This is a genomic window from Azomonas agilis (genome assembly GCF_007830255.1).
GTDB lineage: Bacteria > Pseudomonadota > Gammaproteobacteria > Pseudomonadales > Pseudomonadaceae > Azomonas > Azomonas agilis.
On record NZ_VLKG01000001.1, the window covers coordinates 311,677 to 332,133 of the forward strand.

17 protein-coding genes and 2 tRNA genes are annotated in these 20,457 nt (G+C 51.6%); 7 read left to right on the plus strand and 12 right to left on the minus strand.

The features are described from left to right. Positions 1-30: 30 nt before the first annotated feature. From panD to LX59_RS01425, 6 genes are all read left to right on the plus strand, one after another. Entirely contained in the window at positions 31-411 is a 381-nt protein-coding gene (panD, locus tag LX59_RS01400) for an aspartate 1-decarboxylase (protein WP_144570043.1), read from the plus strand. A 174-nt stretch (positions 412-585) separates the two neighbouring features. Then, positions 586-2,253 carry a glucose-6-phosphate isomerase gene (gene pgi, locus LX59_RS01405; RefSeq protein ID WP_144570044.1) on the plus strand — a complete coding sequence of 556 codons (1,668 nt, stop codon included), beginning with the start codon at positions 586-588 and terminating at the stop codon, positions 2,251-2,253. A gap of 38 nt (positions 2,254-2,291) precedes the next feature. Then, positions 2,292-3,056 carry a class I SAM-dependent methyltransferase gene (locus LX59_RS01410; RefSeq protein WP_144570045.1) on the plus strand — a complete coding sequence of 255 codons (765 nt, stop codon included), beginning with the start codon at positions 2,292-2,294 and terminating at the stop codon, positions 3,054-3,056. A 104-nt stretch (positions 3,057-3,160) separates the two neighbouring features. Further along, positions 3,161-6,085: a DUF748 domain-containing protein gene (locus tag LX59_RS01415; RefSeq protein ID WP_170234316.1), complete on the plus strand. Its 2,925-nt coding sequence runs from the start codon at positions 3,161-3,163 to the stop codon at positions 6,083-6,085. Continuing rightward, complete coding sequence (locus LX59_RS01420) at positions 6,082-6,375, plus strand: DUF2845 domain-containing protein (RefSeq protein ID WP_144570047.1); 294 nt, start codon at positions 6,082-6,084, stop codon at positions 6,373-6,375. The genes LX59_RS01415 and LX59_RS01420 overlap by 4 nt, the downstream gene beginning before the upstream one ends. Next, positions 6,344-6,682, plus strand: coding sequence for a DUF2845 domain-containing protein (locus LX59_RS01425; protein WP_246118647.1), 339 nt, complete (start codon positions 6,344-6,346; stop codon positions 6,680-6,682). Before LX59_RS01420 ends, LX59_RS01425 begins: the two co-directional genes overlap by 32 nt. Before the next feature lie 50 nt (positions 6,683-6,732). On the opposite strand, the gene pnp is transcribed toward LX59_RS01425, so the two are convergent. The 8 genes from pnp to LX59_RS01465 all read right to left on the minus strand — a co-directional run bounded on the left by pnp (position 6,733) and on the right by LX59_RS01465 (position 15,488). Then, entirely contained in the window at positions 6,733-8,829 is a 2,097-nt protein-coding gene (gene pnp, locus LX59_RS01430) for a polyribonucleotide nucleotidyltransferase (RefSeq protein ID WP_144570049.1), read from the minus strand. Positions 8,830-8,951: 122 nt separating this feature from the next. Beyond that, positions 8,952-9,221 (minus strand): 30S ribosomal protein S15, encoded by a 270-nt coding sequence (rpsO, locus tag LX59_RS01435; RefSeq protein ID WP_144570050.1) that lies wholly within the window; start codon positions 9,219-9,221, stop codon positions 8,952-8,954. A 110-nt stretch (positions 9,222-9,331) separates the two neighbouring features. After that, positions 9,332-10,249: a tRNA pseudouridine(55) synthase TruB gene (gene truB, locus LX59_RS01440; protein WP_144570051.1), complete on the minus strand. Its 918-nt coding sequence runs from the start codon at positions 10,247-10,249 to the stop codon at positions 9,332-9,334. A gap of 2 nt (positions 10,250-10,251) precedes the next feature. Then, positions 10,252-10,641, minus strand: coding sequence for a 30S ribosome-binding factor RbfA (gene rbfA, locus LX59_RS01445; RefSeq protein ID WP_144570052.1), 390 nt, complete (start codon positions 10,639-10,641; stop codon positions 10,252-10,254). A gap of 93 nt (positions 10,642-10,734) precedes the next feature. Continuing rightward, positions 10,735-13,275, minus strand: a complete 2,541-nt coding sequence (infB, locus tag LX59_RS01450; protein ID WP_144570053.1) for a translation initiation factor IF-2 — start codon at positions 13,273-13,275, stop codon at positions 10,735-10,737. Positions 13,276-13,299: 24 nt separating this feature from the next. Beyond that, positions 13,300-14,781 carry a transcription termination factor NusA gene (nusA, locus tag LX59_RS01455; protein ID WP_144570054.1) on the minus strand — a complete coding sequence of 494 codons (1,482 nt, stop codon included), beginning with the start codon at positions 14,779-14,781 and terminating at the stop codon, positions 13,300-13,302. Between the two features lie 47 nt (positions 14,782-14,828). After that, positions 14,829-15,287, minus strand: a complete 459-nt coding sequence (gene rimP / locus LX59_RS01460; RefSeq protein WP_144570055.1) for a ribosome maturation factor RimP — start codon at positions 15,285-15,287, stop codon at positions 14,829-14,831. A 124-nt stretch (positions 15,288-15,411) separates the two neighbouring features. Next, a tRNA-Met gene (locus LX59_RS01465) sits at positions 15,412-15,488 on the minus strand. A 319-nt stretch (positions 15,489-15,807) separates the two neighbouring features. On the opposite strand from LX59_RS01465, the gene LX59_RS01470 reads away from it, so the two are divergent. Further along, entirely contained in the window at positions 15,808-17,397 is a 1,590-nt protein-coding gene (locus tag LX59_RS01470) for a sensor domain-containing diguanylate cyclase (protein ID WP_144570056.1), read from the plus strand. A gap of 341 nt (positions 17,398-17,738) precedes the next feature. Here LX59_RS01470 and LX59_RS01475 read toward each other — a convergent pair. From LX59_RS01475 to glmM, 4 genes are all read right to left on the minus strand, one after another. Beyond that, a tRNA-Leu gene (locus tag LX59_RS01475) sits at positions 17,739-17,824 on the minus strand. Positions 17,825-17,836: 12 nt separating this feature from the next. Beyond that, a complete protein-coding gene (secG, locus tag LX59_RS01480; protein WP_144570057.1) occupies positions 17,837-18,286 on the minus strand; it encodes a preprotein translocase subunit SecG in 450 nt (149 codons plus the stop codon). A 3-nt stretch (positions 18,287-18,289) separates the two neighbouring features. Further along, positions 18,290-19,054, minus strand: coding sequence for a triose-phosphate isomerase (gene tpiA / locus LX59_RS01485; RefSeq protein ID WP_144570058.1), 765 nt, complete (start codon positions 19,052-19,054; stop codon positions 18,290-18,292). Positions 19,055-19,121: 67 nt separating this feature from the next. Further along, positions 19,122-20,456, minus strand: coding sequence for a phosphoglucosamine mutase (gene glmM, locus LX59_RS01490; protein ID WP_144570059.1), 1,335 nt, complete (start codon positions 20,454-20,456; stop codon positions 19,122-19,124). Between the last annotated feature and the right edge of the window lies 1 nt (position 20,457).

The window sequence follows — 20,457 nt, forward strand, 5'->3', positions numbered from 1 at the left end:
GCGCGCTGCGCAGTCGGAGGAATTCCTGCCATGTACGCCATCATGCTCAAGGCAAAATTGCACCGTGCCCTAGTGACACATTCGGTATTGGATTATGAAGGCTCCTGTGCAATCGACGGCGATTGGCTGGATTTAGCCGGTATCCGAGAGTATGAGCAGATCCAGCTCTATAACGTCGATAACGGAGAGCGCTTCACGACCTACGCTATTCGTGGTGAAGAAGGGTCGCAGATTATTTCCGTCAACGGAGCAGCCGCCCATAAAGCAGCAGTGGGCCATCGTTTAATCATCTGTGCCTACGCCCAATACAGCGAAGCCGAGTTAAACAACTTCAAGCCCCGTATCCTATATATGGCAGCCGATGGCTCTTTAAGCCACAGCAGTAACGCTATTCCCGTACAGTTGGCTTAAGTTTTACCCCTCAGTCGACTAACCATCAGACTGAGGGGATCAGCAACGCCTTTTCAGGGCGTGGCGAAAAAGCGCTATAAGGAACATCCAGAGCATCCTGCACTCCAAGCTCTCAGAATAACCCTAACTTATTTCCTCTAACGCTTTACTCATTTCGACAGGAAGTTACTTGCTATGCTTCGTGCTAGTCAGCAATCCGATGTTACTCAGCTCCCCGCATGGATCGCTTTGCAAGACCATTATCAGAGTATGCAGTCTTTTCGCATGCGCGAAGCTTTTCAGCAGGATAGCCAGCGTTTTACGCGCTACTCAATGGAGCACTGTGGCATCTTCCTCGATTACTCAAAAAACCTGATCACCGATCAAACCCTAAGCTTACTGTTCCAACTCGCCGAGCAAGTGGGGGTGAAACCTGCGGCTCAGCGTATGTTTCAAGGCGATCTGATCAATAACTCTGAAGGCCGAGCCGTACTGCATACGGCCTTACGCCGCCCGATGGGTGATCAATTACACCTGGACTCCCAAGACGTGATGGCCGAGGTTCATACGAGTCTGGCTCGGGTCACTGATTTGGTGGAGCGTCTGCATCATGGCCTTTGGCGCGGCTATACCGATAAACCCATCACCGATGTAGTAAACATCGGGATTGGTGGCTCCTTCCTTGGCCCACAGGTAGTTACCGAAGCCCTACAGCCCCTGACACGCGCCCAGCCAATACGCTGCCACTACTTGGCTAATATTGATGGCAGCGAATTCCGCGAAGTAGTACGCGGTTTGAGCGCTGAAACTACCCTGTTTATTATTTCCAGTAAATCCTTCAGTACGCTGGAAACTCTGAAAAATGCTCAGGCGGCCCGGGCTTGGTATTTAGGCCAAGGTGGTACTGAGGCCAAGCTGCACCAGCATTTTATTGCCATCAGCACTAACCTGAGTGCGGCTAAGTCCTTTGGTATTCGTGAAGAGAATATCTTCCCCATGTGGGATTGGGTCGGTGGACGCTATTCCCTATGGTCTACCATAGGCTTGCCCATTGCTTTGGCCATTGGTAGCGCCAACTTTAAGGAGTTGCTGGCCGGGGCTCACCGCATGGACCGCCACTTCCTAAATGCTCCTCTTGAGCAAAATATGCCGGTTTTATTGGCACTGCTGGGGGTTTGGTACAGCAATTTTTGGGGCGCTCAAAGCCAAGCCTTTTTGCCCTACGACTACTATCTGCGTAACTTTGTAAAACACCTGCAGCAGATGGATATGGAGTCCAACGGTAAAAGCGTAACTCGGGATGGCAAGCCCGTTTCTTACGCCACCGGCCCTGTGATTTGGGGCGATGTAGGCTGCAACGGACAACACGCCTACCACCAGTTACTGCACCAAGGCACCTTGCTTATTCCTGCTGACTTTATCGTACCGGCCAACAGCTACAACGCAGTGAGCGATCACCATGAATGGCTGTATGCCAACTGTCTGGCCCAAAGCCAAGCTTTAATGCAGGGCAAAACCTTTGAGGAAGCAGTAGCAGAGTTACGCGCCAAAGGTCTATCCGAATCCGAAGTGCAACAATTAGCGCCCCATAAGGTGATTCCCGGTAATCGCCCCAGCAATACGCTGGTTATGGAGCGCATCACTCCTGCTACCTTGGGAGCACTGCTCGCACTCTATGAACATAAGGTGTTTGTACAAGGCTGCATTTGGGGCCTGAACTCCTTCGATCAGTGGGGCGTAGAGTTAGGTAAAGAACTGGGTAAAAACCTCTACCAACACCTGACCACTCGAACCCCTTCAGAAGCGGAAGATGCCTCTACCCAAGGGCTGATTCACTACTTCCGCCAACACCACCGAGGTTAAACCTAGGTGCAGCACTGAATTAGCGTTTTAAGGATACTTTGGTGATACCCGTTCAAGCTTTAGAGCCTTGTTTTGAAGCTCAAGCGCAACAATGGCAAAGCCGCCTTGGGCTTCCTAGCCCTGAGGATTTAGGGCTGATTTTGGAGTTAGGCGCGCAGGGTCTACAACTGCGCGACCTTGGCCCTGAAGCGCCCGGCCCAGTTCGGGTGGACTTTGTGGAAGGAGCAGCGGCACACCGTCGCCAGTTTGGCGGCGGTAGCGGCCAAATGATCGCTAAAGCCGTGGGTATTCAACCCGGAATACGCCCTAATATTCTGGATGCCACCGCCGGTTTGGGGCGCGATGCCTTTGTCTTAGCCACCTTAGGCTGCTCAATGACCTTAATCGAGCGCCAGCCGGTAATCGCCGCCTTACTGGCCGATGGCTTAGAGCGGGCACTCCAAAGCCTTGACATACAGCCCATCATCCAACGTATGCGATTAGTCACGGGTAACGCCATCAGCCTGATGCAACACTGGTCAGAAGTGCCTCCTCAAGTTATCTACCTAGATCCTATGTTCCCACATCGGGACAAATCGGCCTTAGTCAAAAAGGAAATGCGCCTGTTCCGCCCTCTAGTGGGTGACGATGAGGATGCGGTTCTGCTGCTAGAAAGTGCTCTCGCTTTAGCCAGTCACCGTGTGGTGGTAAAGCGTCCCCGCAAGGCTCCTTGCATCAGCGGCCCAACGCCCAGTTTGGTCTTAGAAGGGAAGTCCAGCCGCTACGATATTTACCCCAAACGCTCCCTTAAAACGCTCCTTTAGAAGAAAGGCTATAAGAGTACTCACCAAAAGACTAATTCCCCTGTATGGCTTAGGATCGTGCCATACTGAACTGCAAAACCAGCCTTGCTCGCTAAGGAATGCTTATGTTCAAACTACTCAAGCGCCTGCTGGTGGCTCTTGTATTAGGACTTGCACTGTACAGCCTACTGGGTTTTATCGTGCTGCCTGAGGTCGGCCAGCGCCTGATTAATCAGCAACTGGCGCACTACACAAGCCTCCCGGCCCATCTTAAAAAAATTCAGCTTAACCCCTTTACCCTAGAGCTGAGTCTGCATGAGTTTCGGCTGGGAACAGAAGATAAACCCCAACTCAGTTTCGAATGCTTTTACACCCAACTGGACTGGCGGAGTCTATGGCTTGGGCGCATACAGGTGCGTAGCCTGAGTTTGGAAAAGCCCTTCGTTCAGATTCAGCTTGACCCCAAGGGACAACTCAATGCCCAAAGCTGGTTCAAACTCCCACCCAGCGATCCTTCATCCAAGTCATCGGGTCTACCTCTTTCCATTCATATTGAGCATATCGCTCTCGTAAACGGCCACGCCCAGTTTGAGGATCTGGGGCCTAAAGAGGCGGTACGATTAAACTACGACCAAATCAATCTGTCGGCGCGGGATTTTTCCACCCAAGAAAACGCTATTGCTGAACTTCTACTCAGCCTGAATAACGCCCAGACGCAACAGCAGCAGCTCAGTTGGAAAGGACAGGTAAAACTTGATCCTCTACTTGTAAATGGCCAACTCAAGCTGGAAGCTTTAGAGCTGAACAACCTGCGGCCCTATATTCAGCAAGCGGCTCCCTTGGTGGTAGAGCAAGGGCAGCTAAATCTGAGCAGTCAAGTACAACTGAGCTTACCTGCATCAGGACTACAACTTCTGTTAGACGACTTATCCCTAGACACCAAGGCTTTGCGTATTAACGCACCGGATAAACGCCCATTGATTCGACTGGAGCAACTCAGCCTTGCTAAAACCTCAGTGAATCTGGCTGAACAACGCCTACAGATCGGCAAAATTCACAGCCAAAAACTCGAAACCTGGCTAGCCCGTGAAGCCGATGGTGAACTGGATTGGCAAAAGCTCTTCAGTAACAACAGTACAACTAAATCTAATCCTGCCCAGACAAAGGCTCCAGCCAACAAAAGCTCAGCAACTGAGAAACCTTGGCAGCTTCAAATCGCTACGATTCAACTGCGTAACTATCAAATTCACGCAGCCGATCGCCAACCTAAAGAAGCGGTGCAACTGGAAGTCGGCCCACTAAATCTTGATGTCAGCCAGATTGATACTCAAAGCAAACGCCCGCTTCAGTTTGAGCTAAACACCGGCTTAGGCTCTAAAGGGCGGCTCAAAGCTCAAGGGCAATTTAACTTGGCCACCCTTGCGGCTCAGGTTCAGGTCAATACTCAGGATGTGGATTTACGGCTGGCCCAAAGTTACCTCTCTCCCTTGGCTCAGGTTGAACTGCACAGCGGCCTACTGAATACCACCTTGGATGTGGCCGTTACTCAGATACAACCCCTAGCATTGCACGTAACAGGACAGGCAGAGATTACTCAATGGCATCTGCTCGATGCGCGCCGTAAACAAGAGCTGATCAAATGGCAGAGGCTGCATATAGCGGGCATTGATTACCGCCATGAGCAGTCCTTGAATATCCAACGTATCAGTCTGGTACAACCCTATACCCGCTTTGTGATTAATCCTGATCTATCCAGCAATTTCAGCACTTTGCTAGTGAAGCAAACACCAGAGCCCACTAAGAAAGTGCCGGTTCAAGCTGCTCCCAAAAGCATCAATGCTACTAAACCTATGGGAATACGGATTGGCAGCATTCAAATCATTAATGGCTCTGGGTATTTCGCTGACCTGAGTCTAAAACCCGACTTTGCCACCAGCATCCAAACCCTAAGCGGTGACATTGGTACTCTGGATAATCAGAGCACTCGACCCGCTAAAGTGGTGATTCGCGGTAAAGTAGATCGCTACAGCCCCCTCAGTATCGAAGGCACACTCACGCCATTCGATCCCTTGCAAAACCTAGACATTACTACCCGCTTTAAACAGGTAGAAATGACTACCCTAACCCCCTACTCCGGCAAGCTTGCAGGCTACCGAATTCGCAAAGGCCGCTTAGATTTAGACCTACACTACCGCATCCAAGGCAAACGCCTGAAAGCCGAAAATCAGGTGGTCATCCATCAACTGCAATTGGGTGAGCGCGTAGACAGTGATGCAGCCGCTGATTTACCCATTCGCTTAGCCATTGCTTTGCTCAAAGACAGTTCGGGCACCATCCATTTGGACTTACCCATTGAGGGCAACTTAGAAGATCCCTCATTCAGCATCATGCCCCTGCTTGGCAAAACTCTCGGCAATATGCTGAGTAAAGCGGTGCAAGCGCCCTTTAGCTTATTAGGCAGTTTGATGGATTTTGGCGGCGCAGATCCCAACAAAATCCCCTTTAACGCAGGACAAACAGAACTTAGTACCGAGGCTAAAACCACCTTAAACGCCTTAGCCAAGGCTCTAAAAGACCGTCCAGACCTGATGCTTGAGGTAGAGGGCGCTAGTAGCCCCACCCTAGATGGCCCCTCGCTCGCCCAACAAAAGCTGGAACAAGCCTATCGAGCCCTGTGGTATCAAAAGCTCCAGAGCAAGGGGGAGCGCCTTCCTTCTAGCCCCGATAAACTACAAATCAGCGATCAAGCCAAAGCCAGTCTGTTGGAAGAGCTGTACCCTATCCGACTCAAACAACAACCGCCCAATGCTTGGAAATCTCTATCTGCCCAAGAGCGACAGACTCAGCTACAACAGGCGGTATTAAAATCTTGGAATCAAGATCAGGCCTCTATGCGCCAACTCAGCCAAGCTCGCGCCCAAACGATTAAAGACTATCTGGTACAACAGGGCGGAATTAACAACATCCGCATCTACTTGGTGGACAGCAACCTATCTGCCTCCAGTGAAAACAATACCGTGGCCTCTACCCTATACCTGGCTGGACAATGAAGCCTATACAACTACTTAGTCTGGCTTTGGCGCTCCTGAGCCCGCTCACCTATGCCGACAGCATGCGCTGCGGCAACCAACTGGTGACAGCGGGAGATCGTGGCTTTGAAGTAGAGCGCAAATGCGGCCCCCCCGAACACCGAGAAGTGGTGAGCTATGCCCGCAGCTACTCTCAAGGTCAGGAGGTTTTAGTCGAAGAATGGGTGTATGGCCCCACCAACGGCATGTTCCGTATTCTACGCTTTGAGGGAAATCGCCTTGTCCGCATCGAAAGCCGCCGAGTGCAATAAAAGCTACTGTGCCGCATTACTCAGCTTACTGCTGCTGACTTACGCGAACCTAGGCTATGCCAGTGCCACCTTTCGTTGCGGCAGCCAGTTAGTCAGTGCCGGTGACAGCAGCCACGAAGTGCTCTACCGCTGTGGAGACCCTGTTGACCGTAGCTTTATAGGTAACAAAGTGGTTCGGGATCGCTACGGATATAGGCAGGAAATACCTGTCGAAGAATGGACGTACGGCCCCAACCACGGCATGTACCATCGCCTGCGCTTTGAAGGGGGGCGTTTACAAAACGTCGACAGCTACCGTGGCCCCTAAAAAACAAAAAGGGCTCCGAAGAGCCCTTTTCTAACCAACAACCTTAAAACTTAAACCTCGGCGGGAACGTCTTTAATCGACAGTTTAATGCGGCCACGATTATCCACATCCAACACCAGCACCTTCACCTCTTGGCCTTCTTTCAACACATCAGTGACTTTCTCAATGCGCTGGTCGCTGATCTGAGAAATATGCACCAAGCCGTCTTTACCGGGCAGGATGTTGACAAAGGCACCGAAGTCCACAATGCGCTCGATACGACCCACATAGACTTTGCCAATTTCGGCTTCAGCAGTGATGGCCAGAACGCGCTGTTTAGCCGCCTCAGCCGCTTCACGGGTTTCACCGAAGATTTTAACCGCGCCGTTGTCTTCAATATCAATGGAGGCTTTGGTCTCTTCGCAGATGGAGCGAATAGTAGCGCCGCCTTTACCGATGACATCGCGGATTTTGTCTGGATCAATCTTCATCGCCAGCATAGTCGGAGCATTCACCGACAGCTCGCTGCGGGACTGGCCGATGACTTGTCCCATCTGTTGCAGAATATGCAGACGCGCTTCTAAGGCTTGATTCAGGGCGATCTCCATGATCTCCTCAGTGATGCCTTGAATCTTGATGTCCATTTGCAGCGCGGTGACACCCTGAGCGGTACCGGCCACCTTGAAGTCCATGTCGCCGAGGTGGTCTTCGTCACCCAAAATGTCGGTCAGAACGGCAAACTGCTCGCCCTCTTTAACCAAGCCCATAGCGATACCGGCTACAGGGGCTTTCATCGGTACACCGGCATCCATCAGCGCCAAGGAAGCGCCGCACACAGAAGCCATAGAGCTGGAACCGTTGGATTCAGTAATTTCTGAAACCACGCGGATGCTGTAGGGAAACTCGGTTTCTGCAGGCAGCATGGCTTGCACGCCACGACGAGCTAAACGACCATGACCGATTTCACGACGGCCTGTGCTGCCCATGCGTCCACACTCACCCACCGAGAAGGGCGGGAAGTTGTAGTGCAGCATAAAGGGCTCACGGCGCTCGCCTTCCAGCGTATCCAAAACCTGAGCATCGCGGGCGGTACCCAGAGTGGCGACCACCAAAGCTTGGGTTTCGCCACGGGTAAACAGGGCTGAGCCGTGGGTTCTAGGCAGAACACCTACTTCAATGCTCAAAGGGCGTACGGTGCGGTTGTCGCGTCCGTCAATGCGGGGTTTTTGATCCACAATGTTCTGACGCACGCTGCGGTATTCGATGGTACCGAAGGCTTCAGAAACTTCAGCAGCCGAGAATTTGCCTTCTTCCTCACCGGATAAGCTGGCCACAGCTTGAGCGCGTAGCTCGTCCAGACGGCTATAACGCTCTTGTTTGACGGTGATGGTATAGGCTTGAGAAATAGCCTCACCAAACTCCGCTTTAACGGCATTCAGCAGAGCGGTGTTTTCAACCGGAGCAGCCCAATCCCAAGCAGACTTACCGGCTTCCGCCGCAAACTCTTTGATGGCTTGAATGACGGTTTGGAATTCTTCGTGAGCAAAGAGCACCGCGCCCAGCATCTGATCTTCGGTCAGCTCTTCGGCTTCAGATTCCACCATCAGTACGGCGGTTTCAGTACCAGCTACCACCATGTCTAAGCGCGAGGCTTTGAGCTGCTCATAGTTGGGGTTGAGCAGATAGCCGGTTTCCTCATGGAAACCTACACGCGCAGCACCCAAAGGGCCATTAAAGGGAATACCGGAAATGGCTAAGGCAGCTGAAGTACCGATCATCGAAGCGATATCGGGATCGGTTTTCTTGCTGGTAGAAACGACGGTGCAGATTACCTGCACTTCGTTCATGAAGCCTTCAGGGAACAGGGGACGGATCGGACGGTCGATCAGACGTGAAGTTAGGGTTTCCTTCTCTGAAGGACGGCCTTCACGCTTAAAGAAACCACCGGGAATACGACCGGCGGCATAGGTTTTCTCTTGGTAATGCACCGACAACGGGAAAAAATCTTTACCCGGGTCGGCTTGTTTAGCAGCAACCACGGTGACTAATACACTGATGTCATCATCAATAGAAACCAGCACAGCTCCTGTCGCTTGGCGGGCGATGCGGCCGGTTTCTAGGGTTACGGTCGATTGACCAAACTGAAACTTTTTAATTACCGGATTCACGGTGTTCCTTCTCTGTGTTGCCTCGGGGGAAAGGGTCAGAAACATCGGGTATCGGCCCGTTTGTCCCTGAAAACGAGGAGCCGAGGGGATCATTCCACTCGACTCCCAAACCGGAAAAGCGCTTAGCGACGCAGACCCAGACGACCAATCAGGGCGCTGTAGCGGCTAGTGTCCTTGCCTTTCAGGTAGTCCAGCAGCTTGCGGCGCTGGTTGACCATGCGGATCAGACCACGACGGGAGTGGTGGTCTTTGCTATTGGCCTTGAAGTGGTCTTGCAGCTTGTTGATGTTTGCAGTCAACAGGGCTACTTGCACTTCGGGGGAGCCCGTGTCGCCTTCAGACTGTTTGTAGTCAGTAACGATTTGGGCTTTTTCTTCAACGCTTAGTGCCATAACAAACTCCTCATAGGAACAGGCTGGGAAGATTCCCTGTTAGTAATTCAAGGTATGACCGTGCCTGCCAACAGCCACCCTCGGCCCACCACTACACGCGGTGGTATCGGTCAAACTGACCGAATCAAACGACGTGGCGCTAAGCGCCCATCATCATTCATTTCACCTAAACCAATAAAACGATCTTGGTGATCCCGCACTCGTACCATACCAAACTTTGGTGCATCCGGTGCCCAGACGGGCTGTCCGTGCAACCAGTAATAGGCACTGTGTTCTGATAGCTGCAACTGCGGCCAGTGTTCTAAACCACTGTCTACCGGCAATAACAGACTGTCCAAAGCCTCAGCGCCTTGAGCCGCCTGCAGTTGCTCAAGCTGTTCTAAAGTCACAGACTGCTGCAATTGGAACGGCCCAGCCTGAGTACGACATAAAGCAGCAACATGAGCCCCACAGCCTAAGGCGTGGCCGATATCCTCAGCCAGCGTTCGGATGTAGGTTCCCTTACTGCAGTGCACCGATAAGCGCAGTTGATCTCCAGCATAGTCCAATAACACCAACTGCGTAATGGTTACTTCGCGCGCCTCGCGCTCTACCACTTCGCCTGCACGGGCTAACTTGTACAGCGGCTGGCCGTCTCGTTTCAACGCAGAATACATGGGAGGAATTTGCTGGATCGTACCCACAAAGCGCGCCAACACCTGCTGGATCTGATCTCGTGTTGCGCTAACAGAACGACGCTCCAGCACTTGCCCTTCAGCATCACCCGTAGTGGTAGTGACACCCAACTGAACCAGAGCTTCGTAGCCTTTATCCGCATCCAATAGATACTGAGAAAACTTGGTCGCCTCACCAAAACACAGGGGTAAGACCCCAGTAGCTAGAGGATCAAGACTTCCAGTATGTCCGGCTTTTTCTGCATTGAGCAACCAACGCACCTTCTGTAAGGCTGCATTGGAGGTTAACCCCTTGGGTTTATCTAAAATTAGAACACCGTCCACTGGACGGCGAATACGTTTTACTTGCGCCACCCTTATTCCCCATCAGACTGATGCTGGCGGTCTTCCTGTACCGCACGTTCAATGAGTGCAGACAACTCCGCCCCACGACGGATGCTGGCATCATAATGAAAGTGTAATTGCGGAATTGTACGCACCTTCATAACTTTGCCCAGCATCATGCGTAAAAAACCGGCCGCTTCTTGGAGAATTTCCAAGCTTTGCTGAATGCGCTGTAACTCATCCGCACCAGCGGTCATTACCGTGATGTAGACCTTCGCGTGCCCCAGATCACGACTGACCTCGACGGCGGTTAGAGTCACCATCCCTAAGCGGGGATCTTTAATCTCTCGCTGAATCAGCAAGGCCAGCTCGCGCTGCATTTGATCGCCAATTCGCTGAGTACGACTGTATTCTTTGGCCATATAGATACCCACCCTCGCTCGATAGGCCCAAGACAAACGGGCTGGACTGACTCAGTAGTCAATCCAGCCCGTTGTGCACTAAATACTAAAACCTTAGAGGGTTCTAGCGACCTGGATCTTCTCGAAGACCTCAATCTTATCGCCAATGCGTACGTCGTTGTAGCTCTTAACGCCGATACCGCACTCCATGCCGGCGCGCACTTCGGAAACGTCATCTTTAAAGCGACGCAGGGATTCCAGCTCGCCTTCGAAGATCACTACATCGTCACGCAGTACGCGGATCGGACGGTTACGGAAGACGTTACCTTCCACCACCATACAACCGGCCACCGCACCGAATTTCGGTGAACGGAACACATCGCGTACTTCGGCAATACCCAGAATGCTTTCCCGGACATCGCTGCCGAGCATACCGGACAGGGCTTTCTTCACGTCTTCGATGATGTCATAGATGACGTTGTAGTAGCGCAGATCCAGACCTTCCTGCTCGACGATCTTACGCGCACCCGCGTCCGCACGGACGTTGAAGCCGAAGAGTACCGCGCTGGAAGCCAGAGCCAAGTTGGCGTCGCTCTCGGTGATACCACCCACGCCACCACCAATGACCCGCACTTGCACTTCGTCGTTGCCCAGATCGGACAGCGCACCTTGCAAGGCTTCCAAAGAGCCCCGTACGTCGGCTTTGAGCACCACGTTGAGGGTCTTCTTCTCGTCTTGGCCCATGTTTTCGAAGATATTTTCCAGCTTGGCCGATTGCTGGCGTGCCAGCTTAACCTCACGGAACTTACCTTGACGGAACAGAGCCACTTCGCGAGCTTTCTTCTCGTCGGCCACTACGGTCAGCTCGTCACCAGCATCTGGTGTGCCATCCAAACCGAGGATTTCGACCGGAATCGAAGGGCCCGCTTCTTTAATTGGCTGAGCATTCTCGTCCAACATCGCCCGAACGCGGCCATAGTTGACGCCCGCCAGTACGATATCGCCCTGACGCAGAGTACCGTTTTGTACCAGTACTGTCGCCACAGGGCCGCGACCTTTATCCAGACGCGATTCAATAACCACACCACGGCCCGGAGCGCTCGGCGTAGCAGTCAGCTCCAGTACTTCGGCTTGCAGCAGTACGGCTTCTAACAGCTCGTCGATGCCGGTACCAAACTTGGCCGAAACATGCACGAAGGGTGCGTCGCCGCCCCACTCTTCGGGGTTAACCCCGCGCGCCGCCAAATCAGCTTTAATCCGATCAGGATCAGCCGAGGGCTTATCAATTTTGTTCACCGCCACAACGATGGGCACACCGGCTGCTTTCGCATGCTGGATCGCTTCTTCGGTTTGCGGCATCACGCCATCGTCCGCTGCCACCACCAGAATCACGATGTCAGTGGCCTTAGCACCCCGAGCCCGCATCGCAGTAAAGGCTGCGTGACCGGGAGTATCGAGGAAGGTCACCATGCCGCGATCGGTTTCAACGTGGTAAGCACCGATGTGCTGGGTAATACCACCCGCTTCACCCGTAGCTACTTTGGTGCGACGAATGTAGTCGAGCAGCGAGGTTTTACCGTGGTCAACGTGACCCATAACGGTCACGACTGGCGCGCGGCTAACGGCTTCACCCTCAAACTTCAGGGACTCGGCCAGTTGATCCTCTAGGGCGTTCTCGTTAACCAGAGTCACCTTGTGGCCAAACTCTTCAGCCACCAGCTGAGCGGTTTCTTGGTCCAGAACCTGGTTAATGGTAACCGGAGAGCCCATCTTGAACATAAACTTGATGACTTCAGCCGCCTTAATAGACATCTGCTGAGCCAGTTCAGCAACCGTGATAGTTTCACCCAAATTCACTTCACGCACTACAGGCGTAGTAGGTGCTTGGAAACCATGCTGGTTACGCTTCTTAGGTTTGCTACGGCCACGACCACCACCCCGGCGACCACCACCAAAACCATCAGTATCCTCATCATCACCCACACTGACCACAACCCGAGTTACGGGGGCCTTAGCTTTCAGCGATGGACGATGTTGAGCCTGCTTACGCTCCCGACGCTCATCATCATCAGTACGATGATCTTTATCGACACGACGAGGCTGATCTTCCTTTTTACGCTCACTAGGCGCAGGAGCTGATGGAGGAGCCGCTTTAGTTGGGGCAGCCTCAATGCTGCTTTGCTGATGTGTTGCTTTAGTAGCGGCTTTTGCGCGCTCTTCCGCCTGAGCTTGGCGACGCGCCTCAGCTTCAGCTTTTTGACGGGCTTCGGCTTCAGCTTTTTCTTTTTGACGCGCAGCCTCAGCTGCTACAGCACGCTGAGCCTCCAGCTCTTTTTGCTTTTCTGCTTCAACTTCAGCAGGAGTACGTTTGACGTAGGTTTTCTTCTTACGTACTTCAACACTAATGGTCTTGCTGGCGCTGACTTTTAATTTAGTGGTCGTCTTACGCTGCAAGGTAATTTTACGCGGCTCATCGGCAGTAGTACGCGCCCCGTGGGTTCCCTTTAAATGGGTCAACAGGGTTTGTTTTTCTGCATCGCTTACTGCTTGCTCGGCATTGTTGTGGGGCAAACCCGCTTCACGCATCTGCTGTAACAGGCGCTCAACGGGGGTATCTACAATCTTGGCTAACTCTTTCACCGTGACTTGCGTCATGCGTTATTCTCCTCAGGCGGCCCATTATTCAAACCAATGGGCGCGTGCGGCCATGATCAACTTACCGGCACGTTCTTCATTAATACCTTCTATATCTAGCAAATCATCAATAGATTGTTCTGCTAGGTCTTCACGGGTAATGACACCGCGCACAGCCAGTTCAGCGGCCAGCTTTTCATCCATCCCATCCAGCGCAAGTAAATCCTCGGCTGGTTGAGCATCGGCTAGTTTTTCTTCAGTTGCTATAGCTCGGGTTAGCAAACGGTCTTTAGCCCGTGCCCGCAGTTCGTTGACGATGTCTTCGTCGAAACCTTCAATGCCAAGCATTTCCTCCATTGGCACATACGCTATTTCTTCTAGCGTGGTAAAGCCTTCATCAACCAGTGCTTGGGCAAGCCCTTCGTCCACACCCAATTCATTGACAAAGCGTTTAAGGATATCACCCGTCTCTTTAGCTTGTTTGGCTTGAATGTCCGCCTCTGTCATTACGTTCAAAGTCCAGCCCGTCAGTTGACTTGCCAGACGGACGTTTTGACCTGCACGACCTATGGCTTGGGCTAGGTTATCCTCCGCCACAGCGACATCCATCGCATGGGCATCTTCATCTACAATAATGGCCACTACTTCAGCAGGGGCCATAGCGTTGATGACAAACTGGGCCGGATTTTCATCCCAGAGCACAATATCGACGCGCTCACCGCCGATTTCACCTGATACCGCCTGTACTCGAGATCCACGCATACCGATGCAAGCACCCTGTGGATCAATGCGTTTATCCTTAGAACGTACGGCAATCTTGGCCCGCGATCCTGGATCACGGGAAGCGCCCATCACTTCAATCAGGCCTTCCGCAATCTCAGGAACCTCAATGCGGAATAACTCAATCAGCATAGCCGGAGCAGTCCGAGACAAAATTAACTGCGGGCCACGGTTCTCGCTACGAATCTCTTTTAACAATGCCCGCATCCGAGCACCGACTCGGAAGGTTTCCCGGGGAATAATTTCCTCACGGGCTAACAAGGCTTCAGCATTGTTGCCTAAGTCCACGATGACGTTATCACGCGTCACCTTTTTCACGGTGCCTGAAATAATCTCACCCAAGCGTTCGCGGTAGGCATCAACGATCTGAGCCCGCTCCGCTTCACGAACCTTTTGTACGATAACTTGCTTAGCGGTTTGCGCTGCAATGCGACCGAACTCAATGGAGTCGATTTTCTCCTCAATAACCTGTCCTAACTGAGCCTCTGGAGTACGTTGCTGAGCTTCATCTAGGGTCAATTGAGCCGCAGGATTTTCAAAATCCTCATCGTCCACCACCGTCCAGCGGCGGAAGGTGTCGTAATTACCAGTCTGGCGATTGATGGCTACACGCACATCAACTTCATCCTCATAGCGCTTTTTGGTGGCTGTGGCTAAAGCCAGTTCCAACGCTTCAAAAATGACACCAGGAGGCACACCTTTTTCGTTGGAAACCGACTCAACAACCAGCAATACTTCTTTGCTCATCGCATGCCTCGCTTCTTGAAGTCCATTCGGCTCCGCAAACCTATAACTTATTCAAATCGGGGAACGATATTGGCTTTATCGATCGTTTCGATCGGCAGGAGGTATTCATGGTCTTCCACCACTACCACGACATCTTGCTCTTCTATTCCGCGTAACAATCCTTGAAAGTTACGCCGTCCCTCAAAGGGAACACGCAGTTTGATCCTCACTTGCTCTCCGGCATGGCGAGCAAATTGCTCCAAGGTAAATAAGGGACGATCCATCCCCGGTGAAGACACCTCCAGCGTGTACTCAACACTAATAGGGTCTTCAACATCCAATACCCCACTCAGCTGACGGCTAACCTTTTCACAATCTTCAATCAGGATGCCGTTCTCATGATCAATATAGACGCGTAATAAGGAGTGCCGCCCCTGAGAGAAAAACTCAATCCCCCAGCATTGATAACCCAGAGCCTCGACAATTGGAGACAGCAACTCCTGCAACTGCTCTAGCTTGCTCGACAAGAAAGTTCCTCACCATATTTTAGAAATAAAAAATGGGCTAAATGCCCATCGGATAGTGCCCTGCTGAATGAACAAGGCTTAGCTAATAAAAAGCCCCTATTTTAGGGGCTTTTTAACAAAAAACTGGTTGCGGGGGCTGGATTTGAACCAACGACCTTCGGGTTATGAGCCCGACGAGCTACCAGACTGCTCCACCCCGCGTCGAAATCATGGCAGTATAACCAACAACCAAAAAAAATCAATCTGCACTGGTGATTTAAGGTCTTTCTTTTAGAGCATTAACAGCGCTAAATGCAATCAATCGGTTGGATATTAGGATAAACCTATATCTGTATACAGCTCCTTTGTTAGATGGCAAGCCAATATAAACGACTGGCCCAATATTACAGCTCAATACTGAGAATACTGAGCCTCGTATCGATTATCCTATGACTGGCCTGACTGAAGGCATCCTGTAATAAGCAGATACCTTAAGTAAACTGGAAAACTGTCAGACATTCTTTCAGGACTGCTGTGCCCTATGCCAATTTTTTCAGCGATCCAACTGCGAATGGATCTGCGCAGTCTTATTTTGCTGCTTGTCGTTAGCAGCGGCCTGTTAATTTTACTCAGTACCCTAAGTGCCGCCCGTCAGGTGCAACGGGACGCACTGATTGAAAGCACGCTAGAAGGCAACCAAGTATATGCCACCAGACTGGCCAAAACCTTAGAGCACTATCTACAAGATGCCCAGTATGCCTTGAGTTACGTCGCAAACCATATGGAGCACTCCCCAGAAGCTGTACGGGAGGCAACACAGCGACTACAGCAACAAAACCATTATTTCAACTCAGTGTTTCGGGTGGATGCGGAAGGCCGTGTGATTAGCATCTGGCCTGCACATTTACAGTATATGGAAGGACAGCTTCTGAACACGGCGGGTAATCACGCCGCCTTGACCCAGCAGCAACCAATGATTACGCCTCCTTATGTATCCAAGGCGGGCAACTGGATCATCCAGATGTCCTATCCTATTAAGGATGCGCAGGGGCATTACCAAGGGTATCTGGGAGGCTCTATCTACCTGCATGACGGCCCGCTGCAACGCCTGATAGATCAGCACCCCTTCCAAAACGGTACCTATGTGTATGTCGTTAGTGTTCAGGGCCAGCTTATTTACCATCCCGAGCCACAGCGTATCGGTGAGTTTGCCCCTCAAAACTCGGTGGTTCGTCAACTGATGCAGGGAAACAGCGGCAGCCAACGACTGATCAATACACAGAACATTGACATGCTCGCTGGCTATGTAGCATTGCCCTCTTTAGGTTGGGGCATTGTTGTTCAGCGCCCCACCCAAAAGACACTCTCTTCATTGGATATGCTGATGCAAGACGTAATAAAGCATATAGCTCCACTGATATTAGTATTGTTGCCGCTACTGTGGTGGCTGGCTCGGTCAATCTCTGCTCCTTTAGAGCGCCTAGCGGATAATAGTCTGGATATGGGCAGCAAGAGCTGTATTCCTCAGCTTCAAGCGGTGTCTGGTTGGTATTACGAGGCTCAACGGATGAAGCAGGCTTTGCTTCTAGGCATTTCTGCCACTCAAGAGCAACTACGCCAGCTAAAAGTGGATGCTCACCAAGACCCTCTCACGGGTCTCTACAATCGTCGTGGGTTAGAGAAAGCCTTGAACGAACTGGCCGCTTCGAATCAATGCTTTAGCGCCATTACTTTGGATATTGATTTTTTCAAACAGGTCAATGACATCTATGGCCATCTCCAAGGCGACAGGGTCATCCAAACCATAGCTCAGGTGATGCGCGAGCAAGCCAAGGGGAAAGATATTCTCTGCCGCATGGGTGGCGAGGAGTTCTTAATGCTACTACCCCAAACCAGTTTATCTGACGCCTGTATAGTAGCCGAGCACTTACGCCATGAGGTAGAAAGACATAGGCCCATTCCAGACCAGCCTTTGTCGATTTCCCTTGGGGTGGCCAGCTACACCTCTGCCAGCCCTTACTCTCCTGAGCAAACCCTGACCTTAGCAGATCAGGCCTTATACACGGCTAAGCGAAATGGCCGAAATCAGGTGGTCTCTAGCCCTCCGTTAAACTCTGAGCCCAATGCTTAATTAGGGTAGTTGTTTTCAAAGAACCACATTCCTTCAACGGGGCACGCTCAGTTTTCGTGCCCGTGGTCTTGATCAGTAGGAATGGCCTCTGCCCATCAAACAGCTTGTACACGAAGCTTGGCGACCTCGCATTTCGTATCACTCAAAGGGGTGACAGTGCGAGCCATAGGTAGGGGTACGCTGACAAATCGAACCGAGATACCTCTAAACATACCCCTAAAACACGGGTGTATCTAGGTAGACCGAGATTAACTCAGGCACAAAAAAACCGGCGCTATGGCCGGTTTCTCTGCTCTCCCGTCTAGCCTAGGTGAACTTAGGGCAAGTCGGGATACTATGTATGGTACCGAGGAGGGGACTCGAACCCCTACAGCCTGTGGCCACTACCACCTCAAGGTAGCGTGTCTACCAATTCCACCACCTCGGCAAAACTTAACTGTTACTGACTAGACTTTTCTTGATCCTTGTTATCAACACTAGGAATATCAGAGTTAGGAGCAACAGGAGCAGATTCTACACTCGGAACCACTTCTGACTTAGAGTGCTTCTGATCTAAAACAGGTACGTCTTCAATCAACGGTTTAACGGGCTTATTAGCAGGAACTTCAAATGCAGACGGAACAACAGGTAATCCCGCTTCCGAAAGTTCCTTACTTTGCTGCTTGGCAAAATAAGCCAAACCCAAGCTAGTCAAAAAGAAAATCCCTGTCAGTACTGCTGTTGTCTTGCTCAAAAAGGTCGCAGAACCTTGGCTTCCGAAAACGGTTGCAGAAGCTCCACCACCGAAAGAAGCCCCACTTTCAGCTCCCTTTCCTTGTTGGAGAAGCACTAGAAGCACTACGCCAACAGCAGCTAGCAGATGTACGGCAATCACTATACTCTGATACATCAATTAATTCCCAGCAGCACGGCAGATAGCACCAAACTCATCAGCAGAAAGAGAGGCTCCGCCTATCAACCCACCATCTACATCCGGCATTGCGAACAACTCACACGCATTAGCCGCTTTCACACTGCCACCGTAGAGAATCCGCATGTTTTTCACAGTAGCTGAGCCTGCACCTAAGCACCGAGCCAGCCAAGCACGTATCCCTGCATGAATTTCCTGCACTTGGTTAGGCTGCGCAGTCAATCCAGTGCCTATGGCCCATATAGGCTCATAAGCTATAACCACAGTTTCATGGGCATCAAGCAAGGGCAAAACGGCTTTAAGCTGCTGCTCTACTACAGCCAAGCTTATACCAGACTCCCGCTGCTCTAATGTTTCCCCAACACAAAATACTATTTTTAACCCAGCTTGCTGAGCAGCTCGACACTTTTGAGTGAGTACTTCGTCTGACTCACTCCAGAATGTACGGCGCTCAGAGTGCCCAACCAGCACCCAAGCACACCCTAAATCTGCTATTTGGTGTGCTGAAATCTCGCCTGTCCGTGCGCCACAGTCAGGATCTGGTGAGCAATCTTGCACACCAACACCCACGGATAAATCTAAGCTACGAATACTTGTCAAAACCTGATCAGCATGCAAAAAGCCAGGAAATACCACTACATCAACTTGCTCAGGCAATGACTGTTTACGTAGGCCACTCACAAGCTCAGCCACACTGGCACGGGTACCGTTCATTTTCCAGTTACCAGCTACCAAGGGACGACGCATGCTCAGCCTTCATCTGTCGTAAGTGGGCGCGAAGTTTACCTTCAGTTTGAGCCACTGACAAGAGCTCTCACGCACTAACCTTCGCGACTAACTGAGCTAAATTTTCTGCATGTGTCTGAACTAACGCAGGGTCAATCCCTTCAACCATTACACGCACTAGTGGCTCAGTTCCTGATTTACGCAGTAAAACACGCCCTTCTCCTGCCATACTGTCGGTAATACGCTGACAAGCCGCCTGTACATCAGGATGATTAATGGGGTCTCCACCTTTAAAACGCACATTGATCAGCACTTGCGGGCATTTTTTCACCGCTTGCCGTGCTTGAGCCAAGCTCAGTTGGGTTCTACGCAAGGCACGCACAACCTGCAAGGCTGCAATAATTCCATCCCCGGTTGTGGCATGTTGAGCGCACACAATATGTCCCGAGTTCTCTCCACCCAGTAACCACCCACGCTCTAACATTTCGGCCATTACGTAGCGATCACCCACCTTAGCACGGGTAAAGGGAATATCCCGATGACTTAAGGCCAACTCCAACCCTAAATTGCTCATCAGAGTTCCTACAACCCCTCCGGTAAGCAGGCCACGCTCTTGTAAATCAGCAGCAATGATGTAGAGCAGCTCGTCACCATCGACTATTGCTCCCGTATGATCGACCATCATCACTCGGTCACCATCGCCATCAAAAGCAATGCCTAAATGGGCACCGTGCTCCACAACAGTTTTTTGCACCTGCTGTACATGGGTTGAGCCTACTTGGGCATTGATGTTTAAACCATCTGGTTGCACGCCAATGGCTAGAACCTCAGCCCCCAGCTCACGGAATACGTTAGGCGCTACTTTATAGGTCGCGCCATGGGCACAATCCAGAACTACCTTTAAGCCCGATAAATTGGTGCTGGTAGGTACACTGCTTTTACAAAACTCAATGTAGCGCCCAGCCGCATCGTTAATACGGGAAGCTTTTCCCAAATGAGCAGAGTCAACCACGCTCATCGGTGTGTCGATGAGCTGCTCGATTTTCAGCTCGACCTCATCCGGTAGTTTGGTACCGCGTCCAGAGAAAAACTTAAGTCCGTTGTCATAGTGCGGGTTATGGGAAGCGCTAATCACAATACCGGCATCAGCGTGAAAGGTTCGCACCAAATAGGCTACTGCGGGTGTAGGCATAGGCCCGAGCAGCATCACATTAGCCCCGGCAGCAGACAATCCCGCCTGTAGAGCAGACTCAAACATATAGCCGGAGATCCGGGTATCTTTGCCTACCAAGATGCGGGTTTGACCCTGACCACGAAAGGCACGCCCTACAGCCCACCCCAGCTTGAGTACAAAATCTGGAGTAATGGGTGGTTGCCCTACAAGCCCTCGAATGCCGTCGGTTCCAAAGTACTTTCTGCTCATG